The organism is Aquiflexum gelatinilyticum (genome assembly GCF_024813435.1).
Lineage (GTDB): Bacteria > Bacteroidota > Bacteroidia > Cytophagales > Cyclobacteriaceae > Cognataquiflexum > Cognataquiflexum gelatinilyticum.
The window spans coordinates 148,127-166,221 of the sequence record NZ_JANAEZ010000012.1; the positions used below are offsets into that span (position 1 = coordinate 148,127).

15 protein-coding genes are annotated in these 18,095 nt (G+C 42.2%); 10 read left to right on the forward strand and 5 right to left on the reverse strand.

The annotated features are described in order from the left end of the window. The first annotated feature begins 67 nt into the window (after window positions 1-67). Both NK987_RS20265 and NK987_RS20270 read left to right on the forward strand, forming a co-directional pair. Complete coding sequence (locus NK987_RS20265) at window positions 68-3,481, forward strand: HEAT repeat domain-containing protein (protein WP_259265346.1); 3,414 nt, start codon at window positions 68-70, stop codon at window positions 3,479-3,481. Between the two features lie 5 nt (window positions 3,482-3,486). Next, window positions 3,487-4,326 (forward strand): PIG-L deacetylase family protein, encoded by an 840-nt coding sequence (locus NK987_RS20270; protein ID WP_259265347.1) that lies wholly within the window; start codon window positions 3,487-3,489, stop codon window positions 4,324-4,326. A gap of 102 nt (window positions 4,327-4,428) precedes the next feature. Here NK987_RS20270 and NK987_RS20275 read toward each other — a convergent pair whose 3' ends face one another. Both NK987_RS20275 and NK987_RS20280 read right to left on the reverse strand, forming a co-directional pair. Further along, window positions 4,429-4,959, reverse strand: coding sequence for a lipocalin family protein (locus tag NK987_RS20275; RefSeq protein ID WP_259265348.1), 531 nt, complete (start codon window positions 4,957-4,959; stop codon window positions 4,429-4,431). A 160-nt stretch (window positions 4,960-5,119) separates the two neighbouring features. Then, window positions 5,120-6,319 (reverse strand): exo-beta-N-acetylmuramidase NamZ family protein, encoded by a 1,200-nt coding sequence (locus NK987_RS20280; protein WP_259265349.1) that lies wholly within the window; start codon window positions 6,317-6,319, stop codon window positions 5,120-5,122. 41 nt (window positions 6,320-6,360) lie between these two features. Between NK987_RS20280 and NK987_RS20285 the strand changes: the two genes are divergently transcribed. After that, window positions 6,361-7,578 carry an ABC transporter permease gene (locus NK987_RS20285; RefSeq protein ID WP_259265350.1) on the forward strand — a complete coding sequence of 406 codons (1,218 nt, stop codon included), beginning with the start codon at window positions 6,361-6,363 and terminating at the stop codon, window positions 7,576-7,578. Here the strand turns inward: NK987_RS20285 and NK987_RS20290 are convergent. Further along, complete coding sequence (locus NK987_RS20290) at window positions 7,562-8,308, reverse strand: polyprenol monophosphomannose synthase (RefSeq protein WP_259265351.1); 747 nt, start codon at window positions 8,306-8,308, stop codon at window positions 7,562-7,564. The genes NK987_RS20285 and NK987_RS20290 overlap by 17 nt on opposite strands. Window positions 8,309-8,415: 107 nt before the next feature. Here NK987_RS20290 and NK987_RS20295 point away from each other — a divergent pair, with 107 nt between their 5' ends. Next, on the forward strand, window positions 8,416-9,294 hold the full coding sequence (locus NK987_RS20295; RefSeq protein WP_259265352.1) for an ATP-grasp domain-containing protein: 879 nt from the start codon (window positions 8,416-8,418) through the stop codon (window positions 9,292-9,294). A 348-nt stretch (window positions 9,295-9,642) separates the two neighbouring features. Here the strand turns inward: NK987_RS20295 and NK987_RS20300 are convergent, their stop codons facing one another. After that, on the reverse strand, window positions 9,643-10,428 hold the full coding sequence (locus NK987_RS20300; RefSeq protein WP_259265353.1) for a tetratricopeptide repeat protein: 786 nt from the start codon (window positions 10,426-10,428) through the stop codon (window positions 9,643-9,645). A gap of 183 nt (window positions 10,429-10,611) precedes the next feature. Between NK987_RS20300 and NK987_RS20305 the strand changes: the two genes are divergently transcribed. Together NK987_RS20305 and NK987_RS20310 are read left to right on the forward strand one after the other, a co-directional pair. Beyond that, the gene (locus NK987_RS20305; RefSeq protein WP_259265354.1) at window positions 10,612-11,037 is read left to right on the forward strand and encodes a heavy-metal-associated domain-containing protein; all 426 of its coding nucleotides are present in this window, start codon (window positions 10,612-10,614) and stop codon (window positions 11,035-11,037) included. 16 nt (window positions 11,038-11,053) lie between these two features. Next, window positions 11,054-11,629 (forward strand): globin family protein, encoded by a 576-nt coding sequence (locus tag NK987_RS20310; RefSeq protein ID WP_259265355.1) that lies wholly within the window; start codon window positions 11,054-11,056, stop codon window positions 11,627-11,629. A 122-nt stretch (window positions 11,630-11,751) separates the two neighbouring features. On the opposite strand, the gene NK987_RS20315 is transcribed toward NK987_RS20310, so the two are convergent. Continuing rightward, a complete protein-coding gene (locus NK987_RS20315) occupies window positions 11,752-12,726 on the reverse strand; it encodes an RraA family protein (RefSeq protein ID WP_259265356.1) in 975 nt (324 codons plus the stop codon). A gap of 526 nt (window positions 12,727-13,252) precedes the next feature. Here NK987_RS20315 and hisG point away from each other — a divergent pair. From hisG to hisB, 4 genes are all read left to right on the forward strand, one after another. After that, on the forward strand, window positions 13,253-14,113 hold the full coding sequence (gene hisG / locus NK987_RS20320) for an ATP phosphoribosyltransferase (protein ID WP_259265357.1): 861 nt from the start codon (window positions 13,253-13,255) through the stop codon (window positions 14,111-14,113). Between the two features lie 284 nt (window positions 14,114-14,397). After that, entirely contained in the window at window positions 14,398-15,690 is a 1,293-nt protein-coding gene (hisD, locus tag NK987_RS20325; protein ID WP_258421461.1) for a histidinol dehydrogenase, read from the forward strand. Then, complete coding sequence (hisC, locus tag NK987_RS20330; RefSeq protein ID WP_259265358.1) at window positions 15,690-16,754, forward strand: histidinol-phosphate transaminase; 1,065 nt, start codon at window positions 15,690-15,692, stop codon at window positions 16,752-16,754. Before hisD ends, hisC begins: the two co-directional genes overlap by 1 nt. 39 nt (window positions 16,755-16,793) lie before the next feature. After that, window positions 16,794-17,888, forward strand: coding sequence for a bifunctional histidinol-phosphatase/imidazoleglycerol-phosphate dehydratase HisB (gene hisB, locus NK987_RS20335; protein WP_258421463.1), 1,095 nt, complete (start codon window positions 16,794-16,796; stop codon window positions 17,886-17,888). Window positions 17,889-18,095 lie beyond the last annotated feature (207 nt).

Genomic DNA, 18,095 nt, shown 5'->3' on the forward strand with positions numbered 1-18,095 from the left:
TAGGAATCGCCTCAACATTTTTGGTAAATTATCCCCTGTATTCAATCAAAAAACCCAATTGATACCTATGAAACCTGTTTCTATTTTAAAAAACCTTTTTACCCCGATTTTGCTCACCTCTTTGGTTGTTTTTTCCTGTAAAGAAAAGACCCCTGTCGACCTTCAGATCACCCAAATGGATCATGAAGAGGTCAAAAAAAGAGCTTCCGAGATTGAATCTACTGTTACTCCGACTTTGGCTGAAGGGCTTTCAATGAAACTTTGGGCAGTGGATTCCATGATTATCGATCCGGTTTCGATCAAAATGACGGATGATGGCACTTTGTATTATGTCAGTTCCGAGCGCTTGGGCCAGTCAGAATTTGATATCCGCGGACATCAGAATTGGGAAATTCAATCCATCAGCTGGCAAAGTGTGGCTGATAGGAAAGCCTTTTTAAGAAAAGAATTTGCTCCCGAAAGAAGTGGCGAAAACAAGTGGTTGAAGGATTTGAACGGGGATGGGTCTTATGACTGGAAAGACCTGACGGTAGAGAAAGAAAGTATTTATAAAGTAAAGGATAGCAATGGGGATGGCTTGGCAGATTGGTCCCAGCGGATAGTGTATGACTTCCATGAAGAAGAGACAGATCTTGCTTTGGCGGTGACGGTGCATGAAAATGATGTTTTTTTGGGTGTAGCTCCTGATTTTTGGAGGTTGCAGGATACCAATGGCGATGGGCTGATTGATAAGAAAACTTCTATTTCAAATGGATATGGCGTGCATGTGGGATTCGGTTCTCATGGTATGTCAGGAGCCAAAGTAGGCCCTGATGGAAGGATTTATTGGGGAATAGGCGATATTGGATTTCATGGAACAGACCAAGACGGTGTCGAATGGAATTATCCAAACAGGGGGGTTGTGGTACGTGCCAATCCTGATGGAAGTGATTTTGAGGTGTTTGCGATGGGTGTAAGAAATACCCATGAGTTTACCTGGGATGAATACAATAACCTGATTTCGGTTGATAATGATGGTGACCATAGAGGAGAAAGTGAGCGATTGGTTTACTTGGTCAATGGTTCTGATACAGGTTGGAGGATCAATTGGCAGTTTGGGAAATACAGAGACCCGGATAATAATACCTACAAAGTCTGGATGGATGAAAACATGTACAAGCCAAGACACGAGGGTCAGGCTGCCTACATTACGCCATGTATCATCAATTATGTCAATGGCCCAACAGGAATGGTTTATAATCCCGGAACAGCTTTGGGAGAAAGGTGGAAGCAGCACTTTTTTGTGGTCGAATTTGTAGGCAATCCGGCACGATCGGGTATCCATGCCTTTCAGCTGAAACCTCAGGGTGCTTCATTTGAGCTTGCAAAAACAGAGTTGATCCAATCAGGTGTCTTGCCATCGGGAATAGATTTTGGACCGGATGGGGCATTGTATGTGGCCGATTGGATCAATGGATGGGGAAGCAAAAATTATGGAAGAATCTGGAAACTGGATGACAACGAAGGTCAAAACTGGGCGGCAAGAAAAGAAACCCAAAGGTTGATCACTTTGGATTATCCCAAAATGTCCGATCAGGAATTGGAAGGACATCTTTATTATGAAGATGACAGGATCCGAAGAAAGGCCCAGTTTGAACTGGCAAAAAGGGGTGAGAAAGGGGCAAAGGTTTTTGAAAAAGTCATGAACCAAAAGACCAATCAGATAGCAAGGATCCATGCCATCGTAGGAACGAGCCAAATAGCCAGAATGGATGACATGAAATATGCCAAGCCGCTGATTTCACTTTTAAAGGACAGCGATCCAGAGATCCGTGCCCAGGCTGCCAAATGGATGGGTGATATCAAATACAAAGATGCAGGAGAGTTTTTGTTGGCACTTTTGGTGGATGAATATCCAAGAGCAAGATTTTTTGGCGCAGAAGCAATAGGTAGAATCGGATATACGCCCGCTACCACTTCTTTGATCGGATTGCTTGACAATAATAATGATGAAGATGCCTATATCAGACATGCAGCTTCTTTGGCTTTGGCAAGATTGAACCAACCTGATGAGTTGGTAGCATTGGCAGGAGAACCTAGTAATGCGGTCCGACTAGGTGCAGTTTTGGCTTTGAGAAGATTGGGCCATCCGGGAATTCAGCAATTCCTAAAAGATCCAAACGAATACATTGTAACCGAAGCGGCAAGAGCAATCAATGATGATTTTTCAATTGAAGCAGCATTGCCGGCTTTGGGAGACCTTTTGGTAACCACCAAATTTTCAAATGAGCCACTTATCAGAAGGGCCATCAGTGCCAATTTGAGAATAGGTACAGAAAAGTCCATGCAAAATCTCATCGCTTATATCTCCAATCCTTCCGCTCCTTTGGAGCTGAGGAAGGAAGCCATTGATGCTTTGGGGACTTGGACTAAACCATCGGTATTGGACAGGGTAGATGGAAGATACCGTGGCGAAGTGACAAGGGATGGAACATTGGTTAGGACTGCCTCAGCTTCCCCTTTGCTTCAGTTGTTGGACGAAAAAGAAAACGGATTGAAAATATCAGCCATCAATGCAATCGGAAGGCTCGGAATCCAGGATGGTTCGGATAAGCTTTTTGCATTGATCCAATCTGACAAATCTCCTGAAGTCCGAGTGGCCTCCATTCAGGCACTTGCCAAAATGAACGCGCACAACACAGCTGCCGGTATTGAAAAAGCAATTGCTGATTCAGATAAATCAGTTAGGGTAGCAGGCTTGAGTCTATTGGAACAATTGGATTTGGATAAGGCATTGAAAGTTAAACTATTGAACGAAATCATTGAAAAAAGGACTACCGAAGAAAAGCAGGCGGCTTTGGTGGCTTTAGGGAAATTGCCGGTAGAGAATACCAAATCTATTTTTGATGGACTCTTTACTCAAATGGCAGCTGGCAAACTCCCGACAGATATTTTGTTGGAATTATCCGAATCCGTAGAATTATCCAAAGATCCATCACTCGCGGAGGGCTACCAAAAAGCAGCTGATGCTTTGTGGAAAGGGGATGTTTTGGCATCTTATCAGAGTAGCTTAAACGGCGGGGATGAAATCAAAGGGCGTGGAATATTTTTCCAATCCCAGACAGGACAGTGCATGCGCTGTCATGCTTATGACGATATGGGAGCGACTGTTGGTCCGAGTATGAACGGCGTTGGCAGAAAGCTAAGCAGACAGGAGATTTTGGAATCGCTCATAGATCCAAGCAAAAGGATTGCTCCGGGATATGGTATCGTGATGGTGGAGTTGAATAATGGAAAAACCGTCAATGGCATCCTTGAAAATGAGACCAATTCAACTCTTTTGGTCAAGATGGGAAATCAACCCGATACCTTGATCCAAAAGAAAGATATCAAAACCCAAAAGATGGCTGCCTCAAGTATGCCTGATATGAAAGCCATCCTAAGCAGGCGAGAAATCAGGGATTTGGTCAGCTACCTTGCTACCTTGAAGGAGGATTTTTGAAAAGTTTGGGAATAATACTGCTTGTAGTTATACTAATCATTGTGGCTTTGGGGTCGGGAATGATTTGGTGGGGGAGATCTTTGCTTCATAATAAAGATATCCCTCTAAAAAGCCATCTTATTCAAGAAGTAGAACCGCAAAAAGTTATGGTGTTTTTTGCCCATCCGGATGACGAAATTGCAGTGGGTGGCACTTTGCTTGATTTGCGAAAGCAAGGTCATGACTTAGTGATGGTTTACCTGACCAAAGGCGAAGCAGGGCCGACAGGGGGATTGGTGGCACAGGAAGAACTTGGACAGGCAAGAGCCCTAGAAATGAAAAAAGTTTCCCAAATCCTAGGAGCTAAGGCATTGGAAATGTTTGATTTTCCGGACAGCAGTCTCAAAAACCTGCCTTTAGATACTTTCAAAACCTTAGCGGTGGAAATGATCCAAAAGTACCGGCCTGATTATGTAATCAGTTACGACAGTCAATTGGGACTTTATGGACATCCCGACCACAGGATGGTTTCTAAAGCGATGGAAGAGGTTTTCCTAGAAAATAAAAACACTAAAGGGTTTTCGGTCAAAAAACTGTTTCAGGTAACACTTTCTCCAAAACAGATTGAAACAGCCTTAAAGATTGCTCCGGGCTTTCAAAGAAATTATCCTAAAGAAGGTCCCGGATTACCTGTGCCGGATTTTTCTGTAAAGACCACGTCTTATTTCTCCACCTTGGTCAGCATGATGGAGGCCCATGCCACCCAGCAGGAGGTTTTCAGAGATTTGTTACCATATCGAGAGCAGGTTCCAATATTTATCTATTCCAGAATTTTTGACAGGGAGTATTTTTGGGAGGTGAGGTAATAATAAGTTCTCTGATAGGTGTATAAATTTTCTTATCTAGTCATCCTTAGGGACAAAAAAAGAGCCTTGATTTTCTTCAGGGCTCTTTTTTTGGATTTTTTTTTATTTCACCATAGTCAATTCAAAATCCAATCCCACCTCTTCCAAGGTTTCATCCTCATTGATATCTTCTTCGAAAGAATCTTCAAAAGAGACGATAATACGGTTACTAGTCAGTGTTTCGATTACAAATTCCTGGACCGTTCCATCATCAGATGAAGTCAACACTAATTTGGTATTGTTGTTTTGAACCTGATATGTTCCTGAATCCTCTTCAACCCCTCCATTTTTTACAGAATATGTACCATCGGCATTGAATGTAAAAGTCGTGCCTTCAAGATCACTATCTTCAAAAAGAGAAGCGGTAAAAAACGCCTTTGCGAAAATGGCCTCCTCTTGCGTGAGGCCCATTACCTGAACTAGATAGGTGAGCAGGTCCTGTCCGTCAACAGTAATGTCCAACTTATAGGAATCGTAATTCCATGTGCCGACGATTGGGGATACTTTTGGTTCGTCATCATCATTACAGGAAACGAGAACTGAAAATGTCGCTAACAATCCAAGAATAACGAGCAATCTTAATTTGTGTACCATGATTTTTTGATTTAGGTAAAAATTACAAATGATTAAAATGTGCATCACAAAATCAAAAACCCAAGTTAAAACAACAGGTTCCCGGCCTGGATGAACGGATTAAATTTACGCAACCTGAATCTTTAATGCAGGGAAAGATGACTTTGATTTTTGGTGAAATTTAATAAATCAAATATTTATTTCTGGATTTTTTGAAACTTTCAAGATCTTCCTGCCAGGATGCTTTGATTTCAGCTTCGGTTTTTCCGGCCAAAATATCCTTTCTCAGTTTGTCACTTCCGGCCAATTTGTCAAAGAAGTTGTTGAAGAATTTTTCCTTCTTCCCAGAAATTTCATAAGCCTCCAAAAGGTATTTCAAAGTAAACTGATGGGTCAGTGGTTCATTTCTCAAATCCCTACCAAAGCATTTTTTATCCTGTTGGGGTGGAGTCTTGGACATGCCATCGATGCTTACAGGAGTGAAGGTGAAATCCCCGAACTTGGGATCTGGATAGCCATATACCTGAAATGGAAAATAGGTGCCTCTTCCTAAAGAGACATCCGTCCCTTCAAAATAACACAGCGTAGGGTATAGGCGGATGGCAGTATCGTTGGGAAGATTTGGGGAGGGTTTTACCGGAAGGCTGTAAGGAATATCATGATTCCAGTTTTTGACAGGAATGACTTGAATATCGCTTTTTACTCCGCCCTTGAGCCATCCTTCACCATTGATCATCTGTGCCAATTCCCCTACAGTCAGTCCATGGACCACAGGAATGGGATGCATGCCTACAAAGCTTTCATATCCTTTTTTGAGAACAGGGCCATCGATATAGTTACCGTTGGGATTGGGCCTGTCAAAAATCAACATTGGCTTTTTGTTTTCTGCTGCACTTTCCATCACATAATGCATGGTGCTGATGTAGGTATAAAACCTGATACCGACATCCTGCAAGTCATAGACGAGGACATCAATATCCTTTAATGTTTCGGCAGAGGGCTTTTTATTGTTTCCATACAGCGATACTATCGGCAATCCGGTGCGCTTATCAATCTCAGAATTGACCACTTCTCCGGCATCGGCATCTCCCCGGAATCCATGTTCGGGGACAAAAACCTTGACCACTTCAATCCCCTGAGACATCAAAAAATCAACGAGGTGGATGTTATTTTTGGAAGTAAGGATGGAAGTCTGATTGACTACCAAACCTACCTTTTTCCCCTTCAAAAGTGGCAGGTAAACATCCGGTTGATCTGCTGCGGGAAGGATAGGGTTTTGGGCAATGGACTGCAGTATTGGGTCAGGCTGGGTTTTTGTTTTGCAAAATGCCGGACTCTGAAGGAAAAATGTGGCAAGTATGATTATTTTGAATGGCTTCATAGTTACTTTGCGGTAGAATTTCAACCAAATAAGCAAAATCATTGAACCTTTCCTATTTCATTGCCAAAAGAATCAGTTTTAAGAGGACAGGCGGTTTTACCGGGACAATCCATCGTATCGCTGTGGCATCCGTGGCCATCGGAATCGCAGTGTCATTGGGTTCATTCATGATTTTGGAAGGTTTTCAGGACAAAATTTCCGAGAAAGTTTTTTCATTTACCGGACATTATCAAGTCCAAAAGTTTGTTTCAGGCAATACCTTTGAGGAAAGTCCCACTTCCAAGAATTCTGATTTTTATAAGGAACATACGAAGAATAGCCTCATAAGCCATGTGCAGGTTTATGCCCATAAACCCGGTCTCTTAAAAGGAGACGAAGAAGTGGAGGGAGTTTTGATGAAAGGGGTCGGACCGGACTTTGATACCATGGGTTTTCAGAATTCCATCATTGAGGGAAGGTTTATCCAATTTTCAGATTCTGCAGCTTCCAATGAGATCCTTGTCAGTCGCAAAATAGCTGATAAACTTAAACTGGAGGTAGGGGAAAGGATTACCATGTACTTTGTGCAAGAACCTCCAAGGTTCAGAAGATTTGAAATCGTCGGATTATATGAAACCTTCCTGGAAAACTTCGATGATAAAATCATCATCGGCGACATACAGACAATCCGAAACCTCAATGGATGGTCAGAAGATCAGGTAGGTGGGTTTGAGGTTTTTGTAAATGACGATAAAAAGCTGGAAGAAATGGCCGAACCCATTTACAATTCTCTGGACTTTGACCTCAAACTGATCAAAGTCACTGATAAATACATCGAGATATTTGATTGGCTTATTTTGCTCAACAATAATGTGTATATATTTCTTGGTCTGATACTATTCGTAGCTGCATTTAATATGGTTTCCATATTGTTTATCCTCATCATGGAGCGAACGCAGATGATCGGGATATTGAAAGCCTTGGGTTCTACCAACAAGCAGATCCGGAAGATTTTTGTATGGAATGGAGTCAGGATCATCGGCAGAGGATTGCTGATCGGAAATGCCATCGCTTTCGGCTTTGGGTTGATCCAGCAAAAATTTCAGTGGATAGCTTTAGACCCTGCTAGTTATTATATGACCTTTGTGCCAATATCTTGGAATTGGCCTGTTTTCATTCTCCTCAATGCTTCCGTACTTCTGGTGACTACCCTTGTTTTATTCATTCCGGCCATGCTCATCAGCAACATTCAGCCCATCAAAGCTATTCGGTTTGATTGATTTTATAAGTTTTGAAAAAGCTTAAAAATTTCATGTAAATCACCCCCCAAACCGCTTCCTTGAAAATACGGGTGTTCATTTTGGATGTTCCCTTGGTTCTGTCGGTGAAAATAATCGGAACTTCTTTGATTTTGTATCCAAGTTTCCAAGTGGTAAACTTCATTTCGATCTGAAAAGCGTATCCGATAAATTTGATCCTGTCTAGTCTGATGCTTTCAAGGACTTTTCTAGTGTAGCATTTGAACCCTGCCGTGGCATCTTTGATTGGCATGCCGGTGATGAATTGGACATACTTGCTCGCAAAAAATGACATCAAAACCCTTCCCATCGGCCAATTGACCACATTGACACCTGTAATATAGCGGGAACCGATCGCCATGTCAAAACCTCCTTCTGAGCAGGCTTTATACAATTTGATCAGGTCGGAAGGGTTATGTGAAAAATCAGCATCCATCTCAAAAATGTATTGATACCCATTGACCAATGCATAGTGAAAGCCTTCGAGGTAAGCTGTACCCAAGCCAAGCTTGCCTTCTCTTTGGATCAGGTGGATCCGATCAGGGAATTCTTTTTGTAATTTTTTTACTTCCTCAGCAGTACCATCTGGGGAATTATCATCAATGATCAGCAGCTCGAATTTTCCTTCCAATGCCATGACAGCCAAACTGATATCATGGATATTTTCCAGTTCATTGTACGTGGGGATGATGACAAGTTTTTCTCTCTTCATAAAATTAGAAAACCAAAAATATGATTAAAAGCATGGAATTGTAAGCACCGGAAGATTTTATGCAAAAATTAACATATAATTGCCAACGAAAAAAATCACCCAAAATCATGAAAATTGCTGTAATCACCTATGAGGCGAGAGGATCTTATGCCACCACAGGCGTGGAGGATGAAGATAAAATCCTTGAAGTGATCCTGAAGGAACTCGGTATCGATTTTTCCTTTGAAGTTTGGTCTGACACTTCGGTAGATTGGATAAAATATACCCATCTTCTCATGAAGTCTCCATGGGATTATTTTGATAGGTACGCTGAGTTTTTGGATTGGTGCCATAGGATCAAATCATTGGGAATCATTATGGTAAATGACATTGATACGGTAATCCAAAATTCTGATAAGCGTTATTTAAAAGGAATTGAGGACCGTGGATTTTCAATAGTCCCCACAATTTTCAACAGCAAAAACCATATACCGGATCTTAATGCATGTTTTGATACTTTTAAGACTGAACAGATTGTCATCAAACCAACTGTCAGCGGAGGGGCAAAGAACACCATGAAAATCGAAAAAGATAATTGGCAGGTCAAACAAGAAGAGATACAAAACTTGCTTGCCTCGGAAGATTTTATGCTTCAGCCATTTATCAGGGAAGTGGCAGAAGTAGGGGAGTATTCTTATTTGTTTTTCAATGGAAAATTTTCCCATGCGGTATTGAAAAGTGCAAAATCAGGAGAATTCCGGGTACAACATTTCTTTGGGGGACAGATCCATACCTTTGATCCGTCTTTGATTGAATTGGTTTATATCCAAAAAATCATCGATGAATTTGCCGCAGATACCATGTATGCCCGGGTGGATGGAGTGTGGATTAAAGGCGTTTTTTACCTGATGGAGCTTGAATTGATTGAGCCGTATCTTTTTCTATTTACTTCTAAAGAGGGTAGGGAAAACTATAAAAATGCGATCAGGGAGAGATTTGGGTCTTGAGAGAGACTAGAGGGGTAAAGCAAAAGGCGAGTTCCTTTAAACCAAGTATAAAGAACCAAGATTAACCTACTCTTTTTCATCTCGAGTGTTTAAAATTTGGAATTTACAGAAAGGTGATAACATTTAGTCTTGCGTCATCCTGAATCTGAGGCACAAGGATGAAGGATCTCTTTTACTAGAGACTCTTCGCTTCACTCAGAGTGACGGCCCCGACAAATACGTCATTGGTTGTAGGAACGACTGAAAATCCTAGATACAAAGGCTATGTAAAAAATGAAAAAGCATCCCGTCTTTTTTCACGGCGACAGTTAACCAATAAACCCAATAACCAAATAACCCAAACACCAATCACTCACACCTCTCCAAGTTCATTTTGGCATAAAGGCTTCCCTTTTCAGCCGCTTCTCGAAGATCTTTGCATCCTGTAGGATCGTCGATATCAATTTTAGCATTCCCTCTTCGTGCCAAGGCTTCAATATGGTTTGGATTTTCCTTCAAAACATCTTCAAAATCCTCCAAAGCCCATTCGGGATTCCCAATTAGCAAAAGGATCAAGCCCCGGTTGTATTTGGCAGTTATGTTTTCAGGGTCATATTTCAGGCACATATTGAACGACCCTGCTGCCCCCAAAATATCCCCGATCTGAGACCTTGCCATACCTTGATAAAAATAAACCCGGGAATCCGAGGGATTAAGTTCTTTGGCTAACTGCAAAAATTCATCCGCACTTTGATAGTCTTTGTTCATCAGCATTGCTCGGCCTAACAAAAACAGGATTTCATAATCTTTTCCATCCTCCTTGGCTGCAAGGAGCAGGAATTTTTGGGCGTTTTTATAATCCTCCTTTTTCCAATAGAGTTTCCCTATACCTGCATAGGCTTGGGCATAAGTAGGATCATAGTGGATTATGGTTTGGTAATCTTCGACCGCTTTGTCAAATTCCTCCAATTCTTCATAGGACCTTGCCCTGAGGTGAAGGGACTTGACATCGGTAACATTGAGAAAAAGTGTCTTGGAGAACTCCGAAATGGCTTTTTCATAATCAGCCTGATGAAAATACCTTTCGCCTTCAGAGAAACTGCCGAAACAGGAAACACAGAAAATCAGGAGAAATATTGTAATAAGTGAGCGCATTGATTTTTTAATTTAAAACTAAAAATAACAAAACATTACGAAAATTTCATAATAACACTAAATAAAATTTGAAAAGTGGTTTTTTTATTGTCTCTGAAAATTTTTATTAAAAAAATTGACAATCCCCTAAATCCGATCCCAAACAGCCCATCGTATATCACCACAAATCAATTTTCAGAAAGTATGTGGAAAAAATTAATAATCGGTGTCATTGGCATCTTTGCTTTATTGGTGTTGGTTTTGGCAGTGCACATTTATCAGGTCAGCAGGCCAAAAGAAGGATGGATTCCAAGCATTGCCCTGAGCAGGATCGATTTTCCCCAAGGTATTGATTCCTTGGAGGCTGTCAGTATTCAAACTCATTTTTCAAAACTTGAGGGTATCAAAGACTTCAGGATAAATGCTACTTCCGGTCATGTGGTATGCTTATATGATAACAAAATTTGGCAAGCTTCAGACCTGGTGGATAAAATTAACTTCAATTTTTCCCTTTCTGCTGAATTGTACCGGCCACCTGCAGATATGTTAACCCAAAGCTGTCCTGTTATTGACAAAACCTCCTTAACATACAAGCTCGGAACCTTCTTTCAAAAATCATTTGAAAACTAAACCAAATATTAAAACTATGAAAAAGTCAAAAGTATGGCTATTAGCCGCAATGTCAGTATTTTCCTTGGGATTTTCCTCTTGCGATGAGGATGAAATGCCCGAGCCGCCCGACACTTCTTTTTATGCAACCAAGCTGGGTGGAGAAATGAAAGTAGCCGATCCGCTTAATTCCGGTCAAACGGTGGAGCAGGGTTTTCTCAATCTGAGAACAGTCGTCATTAATACCGTGACTACCATTGCCACCAATGAAGGTGGAAAATATGATGCTTTGCAACCTTATTTTACAGTATTGCTGACTGAAGTCGGTGCAGGTCAGACTACCGGACTGAATATGTTGGTGATGGATTTCTCGGAATTTCTTGCAGAGGCAACCGGTTCAAAGAATTTCATGTATTCAGGTTTGAGTATGTCAGCAGCGCACGATCCTGCAAGAAACGGCAGGATGACAGGAAAAATCAACAATGCCGATTATGATTTGTTTATACAGGCAGTAGTAGAAGGTGCTGCGCAGGCAGGAATTACCTCTGCTGATGTGGTTGGTCCTGTGGGAGAATTATTGGAATCTGTGAGAGCTCCGATTGTACAGAGGTAATTTAAGTAGTTTGTGGTTAAGTGGGTGAAGGATTAGAGGTGGGGATTCCCCATCTCCAATCCTTATTTTTTTTTCTTCTTGCCCAAGTTTGTATACTCACAAACTTCCATTTAATCAAAATTTTATCCTCCGATATTCCGATCTTTTCTTGCTTCCAAAAATGCATTCAATTCAGCCCTTGGCATAGGCAATTTGTTGTCAGGAAGGTTTCTGAGGTAATCATAAAACTCTTTGTTCATCTGTTCTGAATAATTGCTGTCGATCTGACCTGTCGTCCAATCACCAGCCTTGTTGCGCATAATGCCATAAGTATGGCGCAGGTTGCTGATTTCGGCATTGAGGACAATCTCGGCTACAAGGTAGGCCGGAAAGAAAAGTGTGCCGTAAGGGCTAGCAAATACCACATCACCCGGCAAAACAGTCACATCCCCGATTCTGATCGGGGCATTGATGGAGGTTAACATGACTTCAGCAAGGGAAGAAGGATGATCACCCAGAATCCAACCATTAAATCCTTCCACCTTTTTGATCTCTTGGATATTTCTTACTGTTCCATAAAATACGACACCACGCTTCGTCTTGGCATAAATCGAATTGGCCAATCGGTCTCCGATAAGTGTCCCTTGCTCGACTTTGGCAAATCCGTCAGCCACATAGACATCACCGTCTTTCAGCATTTCGATCGGCCAAACATTGGATTGGGCTTTTTCGCCATGTCCCTCTGCCAAACCCACTTCCCGGATCAGATCCCCAAAATCAGGACGCTGAGGCATATATTGTGCAGTCACTGCCCTTCCTGTCATGATGGTGTTTTTGTCGGGATTGATCATCATCCAATCACCTTGGTACTGATTATTGAACTTATGGCTGCGCAATCCTCCCCAAGCGTGGGTCAAAACCACGCTTTTAAGCCTTTCCAATAATTCATCGGAAACAAAAGGCCTTCCATCCGGCAGCCGCTCTCCTGTCCAACGTGATGTCAAGGAAATGATATATTCCCTGTCCATAGCTACCCTATCGTATTGGGCAAAGGAAGGAGTAAGTGTGCAGAGGACCAATCCTGCAAAGATCACAGCGGTCAATAGGTTTTTTTTCATGGTGTATGTTGGGTTGGAATTGGTTGAAAGGTTATCTGCTTTGCGTTGTCAGGTTGTCAAGTTCTGTGGTTCTGCTCACTGAAAACTGCTTACTGCGACTTTTCTCGCTTCTCGGCTTTTGTTTCTTGCATTCAGAAATTTATTTGCATCCACTTTTCAAATACATAATCACACCATTATTGCCCAAGAAAACTATCGAATTTGGATAAATGGCTGATTTTCAAGGTAAGTGAGGAGAATGAACCTACCGGAATTTTTTGGTCATCGTTACTCATTCAAAAAAACAATCCCGCCTTCTTGCTAGTTAAAAAGCCTGTATTAACTTTGCCTCCGCAATGAGCAGAAAGACTTTCTATAGCGCTTCTTTTTCTATTCCCACAATCCTCTGTGGGGTGCATCATTTGCATCATTCCTCCTAAGGAGGAAATTTTTGACATATCGCCCGCGGACGGCTGTTGGTATATCTTTACAGCCCTATCATCCAAAATTCTTATTGGCATTTTGATACTAAACGTATATTGCACCCATGAATTCAATTATCCGAATAGCCGTACAAAAAAGCGGCAGATTAAGTGAAGATTCTCTTAGCCTCATCAAGGAATGTGGCATCAAATTCTATAACGGTACAGGCAAACTCAAGTCTACTTCTACCAATTTCCCGATTGAATTTCTCTTTTTGAGAGATGATGACATCCCTGGTTATGTCGCTGACGGCGTAGCGGACCTTGGTATTGTGGGTGAAAATGAATTGGTTGAAAAAGACAAGGATGTACTTGTTCTGAAGAAATTGGGTTTTTCCAAGTGCCGTCTTTCTCTCGCCATTCCCAAAGGGGAAGAATATGAAGGGGTGAGATATTTTGATGGAAAAAGCATTGCTACTTCCTACCCAAAGATTCTTGGTGACTACCTCAAATCCCAAAATATATCAGCCGAAATCCATGAAATCAGCGGTTCTGTAGAGATTGCACCAAGTATAGGTTTGGCACAAGGCATCTGTGATATTGTGAGTTCGGGTTCGACGCTGATGATGAACGGACTCAAAGAAGTGGAGGAAATCTTCAAATCCGAAGCCGTCCTGATCGGTAATAAATCTCTTTCTGAAGAAAAATTAGCAATCGTGGACAAATTGCTCTTTAGGATGAATGCTGTCCAAAAAGGGAAAAGCAACAAATACGTTCTTCTAAATGCCCCTAACGCTTCTTTGGACAAAATCATCGCCCTGATTCCAGGAATGAGAAGTCCAACAATTCTGCCATTGGCAGAAGAAGGTTGGTCCTCTGTGCATTCGGTATTGAGCGAAGACCAGTTTTGGGAAAACATCGAAGGCCTCCGTGCAGCAGGTGCCGAGGGGATTTTGGTTGTACCGATTGAAAAGATGGTTGTTTAAAGAAGACACAAGATTCAAGACGCTAGACACAAGACTGGAGATTTGAGAAAAAAGAGGAGCGAGACCAGATGGGAGAAGTAATGCCGTGAGTATTTTGGAAGTACCTTTCGACAACTTGACAACCTGATAACGCGAAGCAGATAACCATTACAACTACTATAACCATTACAACCATAAAAAATTGGACCCTTCGTGCCTCAGGGTGACGGACTCGACAACTTGACAACCTGACAACGCGAAGCAGACAACCACTACAACAATTACAACCATTTGAATCATTTTCCATGAAAACCATATACAACCCCACCAGGTCTGAATGGACCAAGGCCTTGCAGAGGCCAATTCAAAAGACCAAAGCCATTGACAAAATTGTCAAGCCGATCATGCGCAAAGTCAGCAGAATGGGGGATAAGGCTTTGAAAAAATTTGCTTTGGAGTATGACCATGTCACCATTAAAACTTTACTGGTCAGCAACGAAGAAGTGCTAAAAGCACGGGAGCAAATAGATCCAAAACTAAAGGAAGCCATTTTGGTGGCAAAAGAAAATATCGAAAAATTCCATGCTGCCCAGGCTCAGCCTGACCTCGTCATGGAAGTAATGGAAGGGGTGACCTGCATGCGAAAATCTGTGCCGATCCAAAGGGTGGGGCTGTATATTCCCGGCGGAACGGCACCGCTGTTTTCAACAGTGTTGATGCTGGGTATCCCCGCGAATCTTGCAGGTTGCGAAGAAATCGTTATCTGTACCCCACCGGACAAAGAAGGGAATATCCATCCTGCTATATTATTCACAGCAGACCTAATCGGAATTGACAAAATCGTCAAAGCAGGTGGGGCGCAAGCCATTGCCGCAATGACTTTCGGTACAGAATCCGTTCCCAAAGTGGATAAGATTTTTGGACCAGGCAATCAATATGTCACAGCCGCAAAGCAATTGGCCACCAAAAAAGGAGTCGCCATCGACATGCCGGCTGGACCTTCTGAGGTGTTGGTATATGCCGACAGCTCTGCAATTCCTTCCTTTGTCGCTGCGGATTTACTTTCACAAGCAGAACATGGCGTGGATTCTCAAGTGATATTGGTGGCGAGCTCCGAAAAAGTAACCAAAAAAGTGCTCAAAGAAATGGAAGAACAATTGGAAAATCTGCCACGAAAAGACATTGCCAAGCGTGCTTTGGACAACTCAGTAGCTGTGATCATGGGTAAAGAAGAAAATGCCATCGAGCTGATCAACGACTATGCACCAGAGCATTTAATCATCTGTGTTGAAAACGAGGATTTTGTTGTTTCCCAGATTGTCAATGCTGGTTCGATATTTATTGGAAACTTCACACCTGAGTCGGCAGGTGATTATGCATCCGGCACCAACCATACTTTGCCTACCTATGGCTATGCCAAAAACTACAGCGGAGTATCTTTGGATAGTTTTGTCAAAAAAATCACGTACCAAAAGATTACCGAAAAAGGAATCAAGAAGCTTGGACCCACCGTGGAAATCATGGCTGCGAACGAACTCCTTGATGCCCACAAGAATGCCGTTAGTATCCGCCTCAAATATTTAAAAGAGAAAAAGTAATGGCTTTTGATATTCAGAAAATATTACGCCCCCATATCCGAAACATCAAACCCTATTCTTCTGCAAGGGATGAATATTCGGGTCATGACGGCGTGTTTCTTGACGCCAATGAAAACCCATATGGATCGCTGACAGGGGAGGCTTTCAACCGATATCCTGATCCTTACCAACAGGAAATCAAATCCAAATTGGCCGTGATCAAAGGGGTTTCTCCCAAGCAGATTTTCCTTGGAAATGGTAGCGACGAAGCCATTGACCTGTTGATGCGCGCCTTTTGCAGGCCGGGAATAGACAATATCATTTTGCTTCCTCCTACTTATGGGATGTATGAGGTCTCAGCCTCGATCAATGACATTGCCATCAAAAAGGTAAATCTTACTGAAGACTTTCAACTCAGACCAAAAGAAATCCTTGCAGCAACAGATGAAAACACCAAGATTATTTTTGTCTGTTCTCCCAATAACCCGAGTGGCAACAAGATGAAAAGGGAAGCCATCCGTGAGATTCTGGTAGGCTTTGAAGGATTGGTTGTGGTAGATGAAGCTTATATCGACTTTAGCGATGAGCAAAGTTTTACGACCGAATTGGCAAATTATCCCAACCTTCTTGTGATGCAGACATTCTCTAAAGCTTGGGGACTTGCCAATCTCCGGATCGGGATGGCTTTTTCTTCAGAAGAAATTATCCGGATTTTAAACTTGATCAAACCTCCTTATAATATCTCCGGACTGACACAGGAAAAGGTACTTGCGTCTCTTGAGAAAGCAGATGCGATAAGTAAAGTGGTGAAAACTATTTTGGAGGAAAGAGAACATCTTCAAAAAGATTTGGAAGGTTTGCCTTTTGTGAAGAAAATCTATCCTTCCCACGCCAATTTCCTATTGGTGAAAGTTCCCGATGCCAAGAAAATGTATGATGACTTGGTGTCCAGCAAAATCATTGTCCGCGACCGCTCCAAAGTGATTTTGTGTGAAGATTGTCTGAGGATTACTGTAGGCACAAGGGAGGAAAATGAAGCTTTTCTAAATTCATTCAAAAAACTCGCAGGACAATCTTTGAACTAGTCCAATAACCTAATAACCAATAACATTTATTTGATAACCATGAAAAAAGCACTTTTTATCGACCGGGACGGAACCATCATTGTCGAGCCGCAAACAGACTTTCAGATCGACAGTTTAGAGGATTTGGAGTTTTTACCTAGGGTAATATCCAACCTGAGAAAAATCGCTGAGGAATGTGATTATGAATTGGTCATGGTTACGAATCAGGATGGCATGGGGACAGCTTCTTTTCCGGAAGAAAACTTTTGGCCAGCACATGACAAGATGATGCTCACTTTGGAAAATGAGGGGGTGAAATTCGCCAAAGTCCACATCGACAAATCCTTTGAACATGAGAATCTCCCTACCCGCAAACCGGGAATCGGAATGCTCACAGAATATTTTGATGGCTCCTATGATTTGGCAAATTCCTATGTGATCGGGGACAGAAAGACAGATATCCAATTGGCCAAAAACATGGGAGCAAAGTCCATTTACATCGGAGATCCTGATGATAAAGCAACATTCTGTTCCAAAAGTTGGGATGAGATTTACAGATTCCTAAGGATGCCTGCAAGGATCGGTGAGGTTTTCCGCAAAACATCCGAAACAGAAATCCATATCCGGGTCAATCTTGACGGATCAGGGAAATGTGAAATCTATACCGGGTTGCCATTTTTTGACCACATGCTCGAGCAATTGGGCCGACATGGTGGAACAGACCTGCTAATCGAAGTCAAAGGCGACTTGCATATCGATGAGCACCACACCATTGAAGATACCGCTTTGGCTTTGGGTGAAGCATACCTGAAAGCTTTAGGAGACAAAAAAGGCATTTACCGCTATGGTTTCCTGTTGCCGATGGACGATGTGTTGGCGCAGGTGGCAATAGATTTTGGAGGCCGGCCATGGATGGTTTGGGATGCGGAATTCAAAAGGGAAAAAATCGGAGACATGCCGACGGAGATGTTTTTCCATTTCTTCAAATCCTTTAGCGACACTGCCAAGTGCAACCTGAACATCAAAGCTGAAGGTACAAACGAGCACCACAAGATCGAGGCGATCTTCAAAGGCCTTGCCCGCGCCATCAAAATGGCTGTCGCAAAAGACACATCCGCCCTGAACCAATTGCCAAGTACGAAGGGAGTTCTTTAGAAAGGATGAAGGGAGAGGTGAGAAGGATGAAGTAAAGGATTAAGTAGCAGTTGGCAGTGGTCAGTAATCAGTCTCAGTTGTAGAAAGCTGTTTACAGGTTCCCAATTGCACGGGAGTGTTCATTAAACTGTGTCATTTCCTTCAAACCGTTCATCAAAGTAAGCAATTAGGTCTTTTCGTATGGAAGGCCAAGCGAATATTGAACCG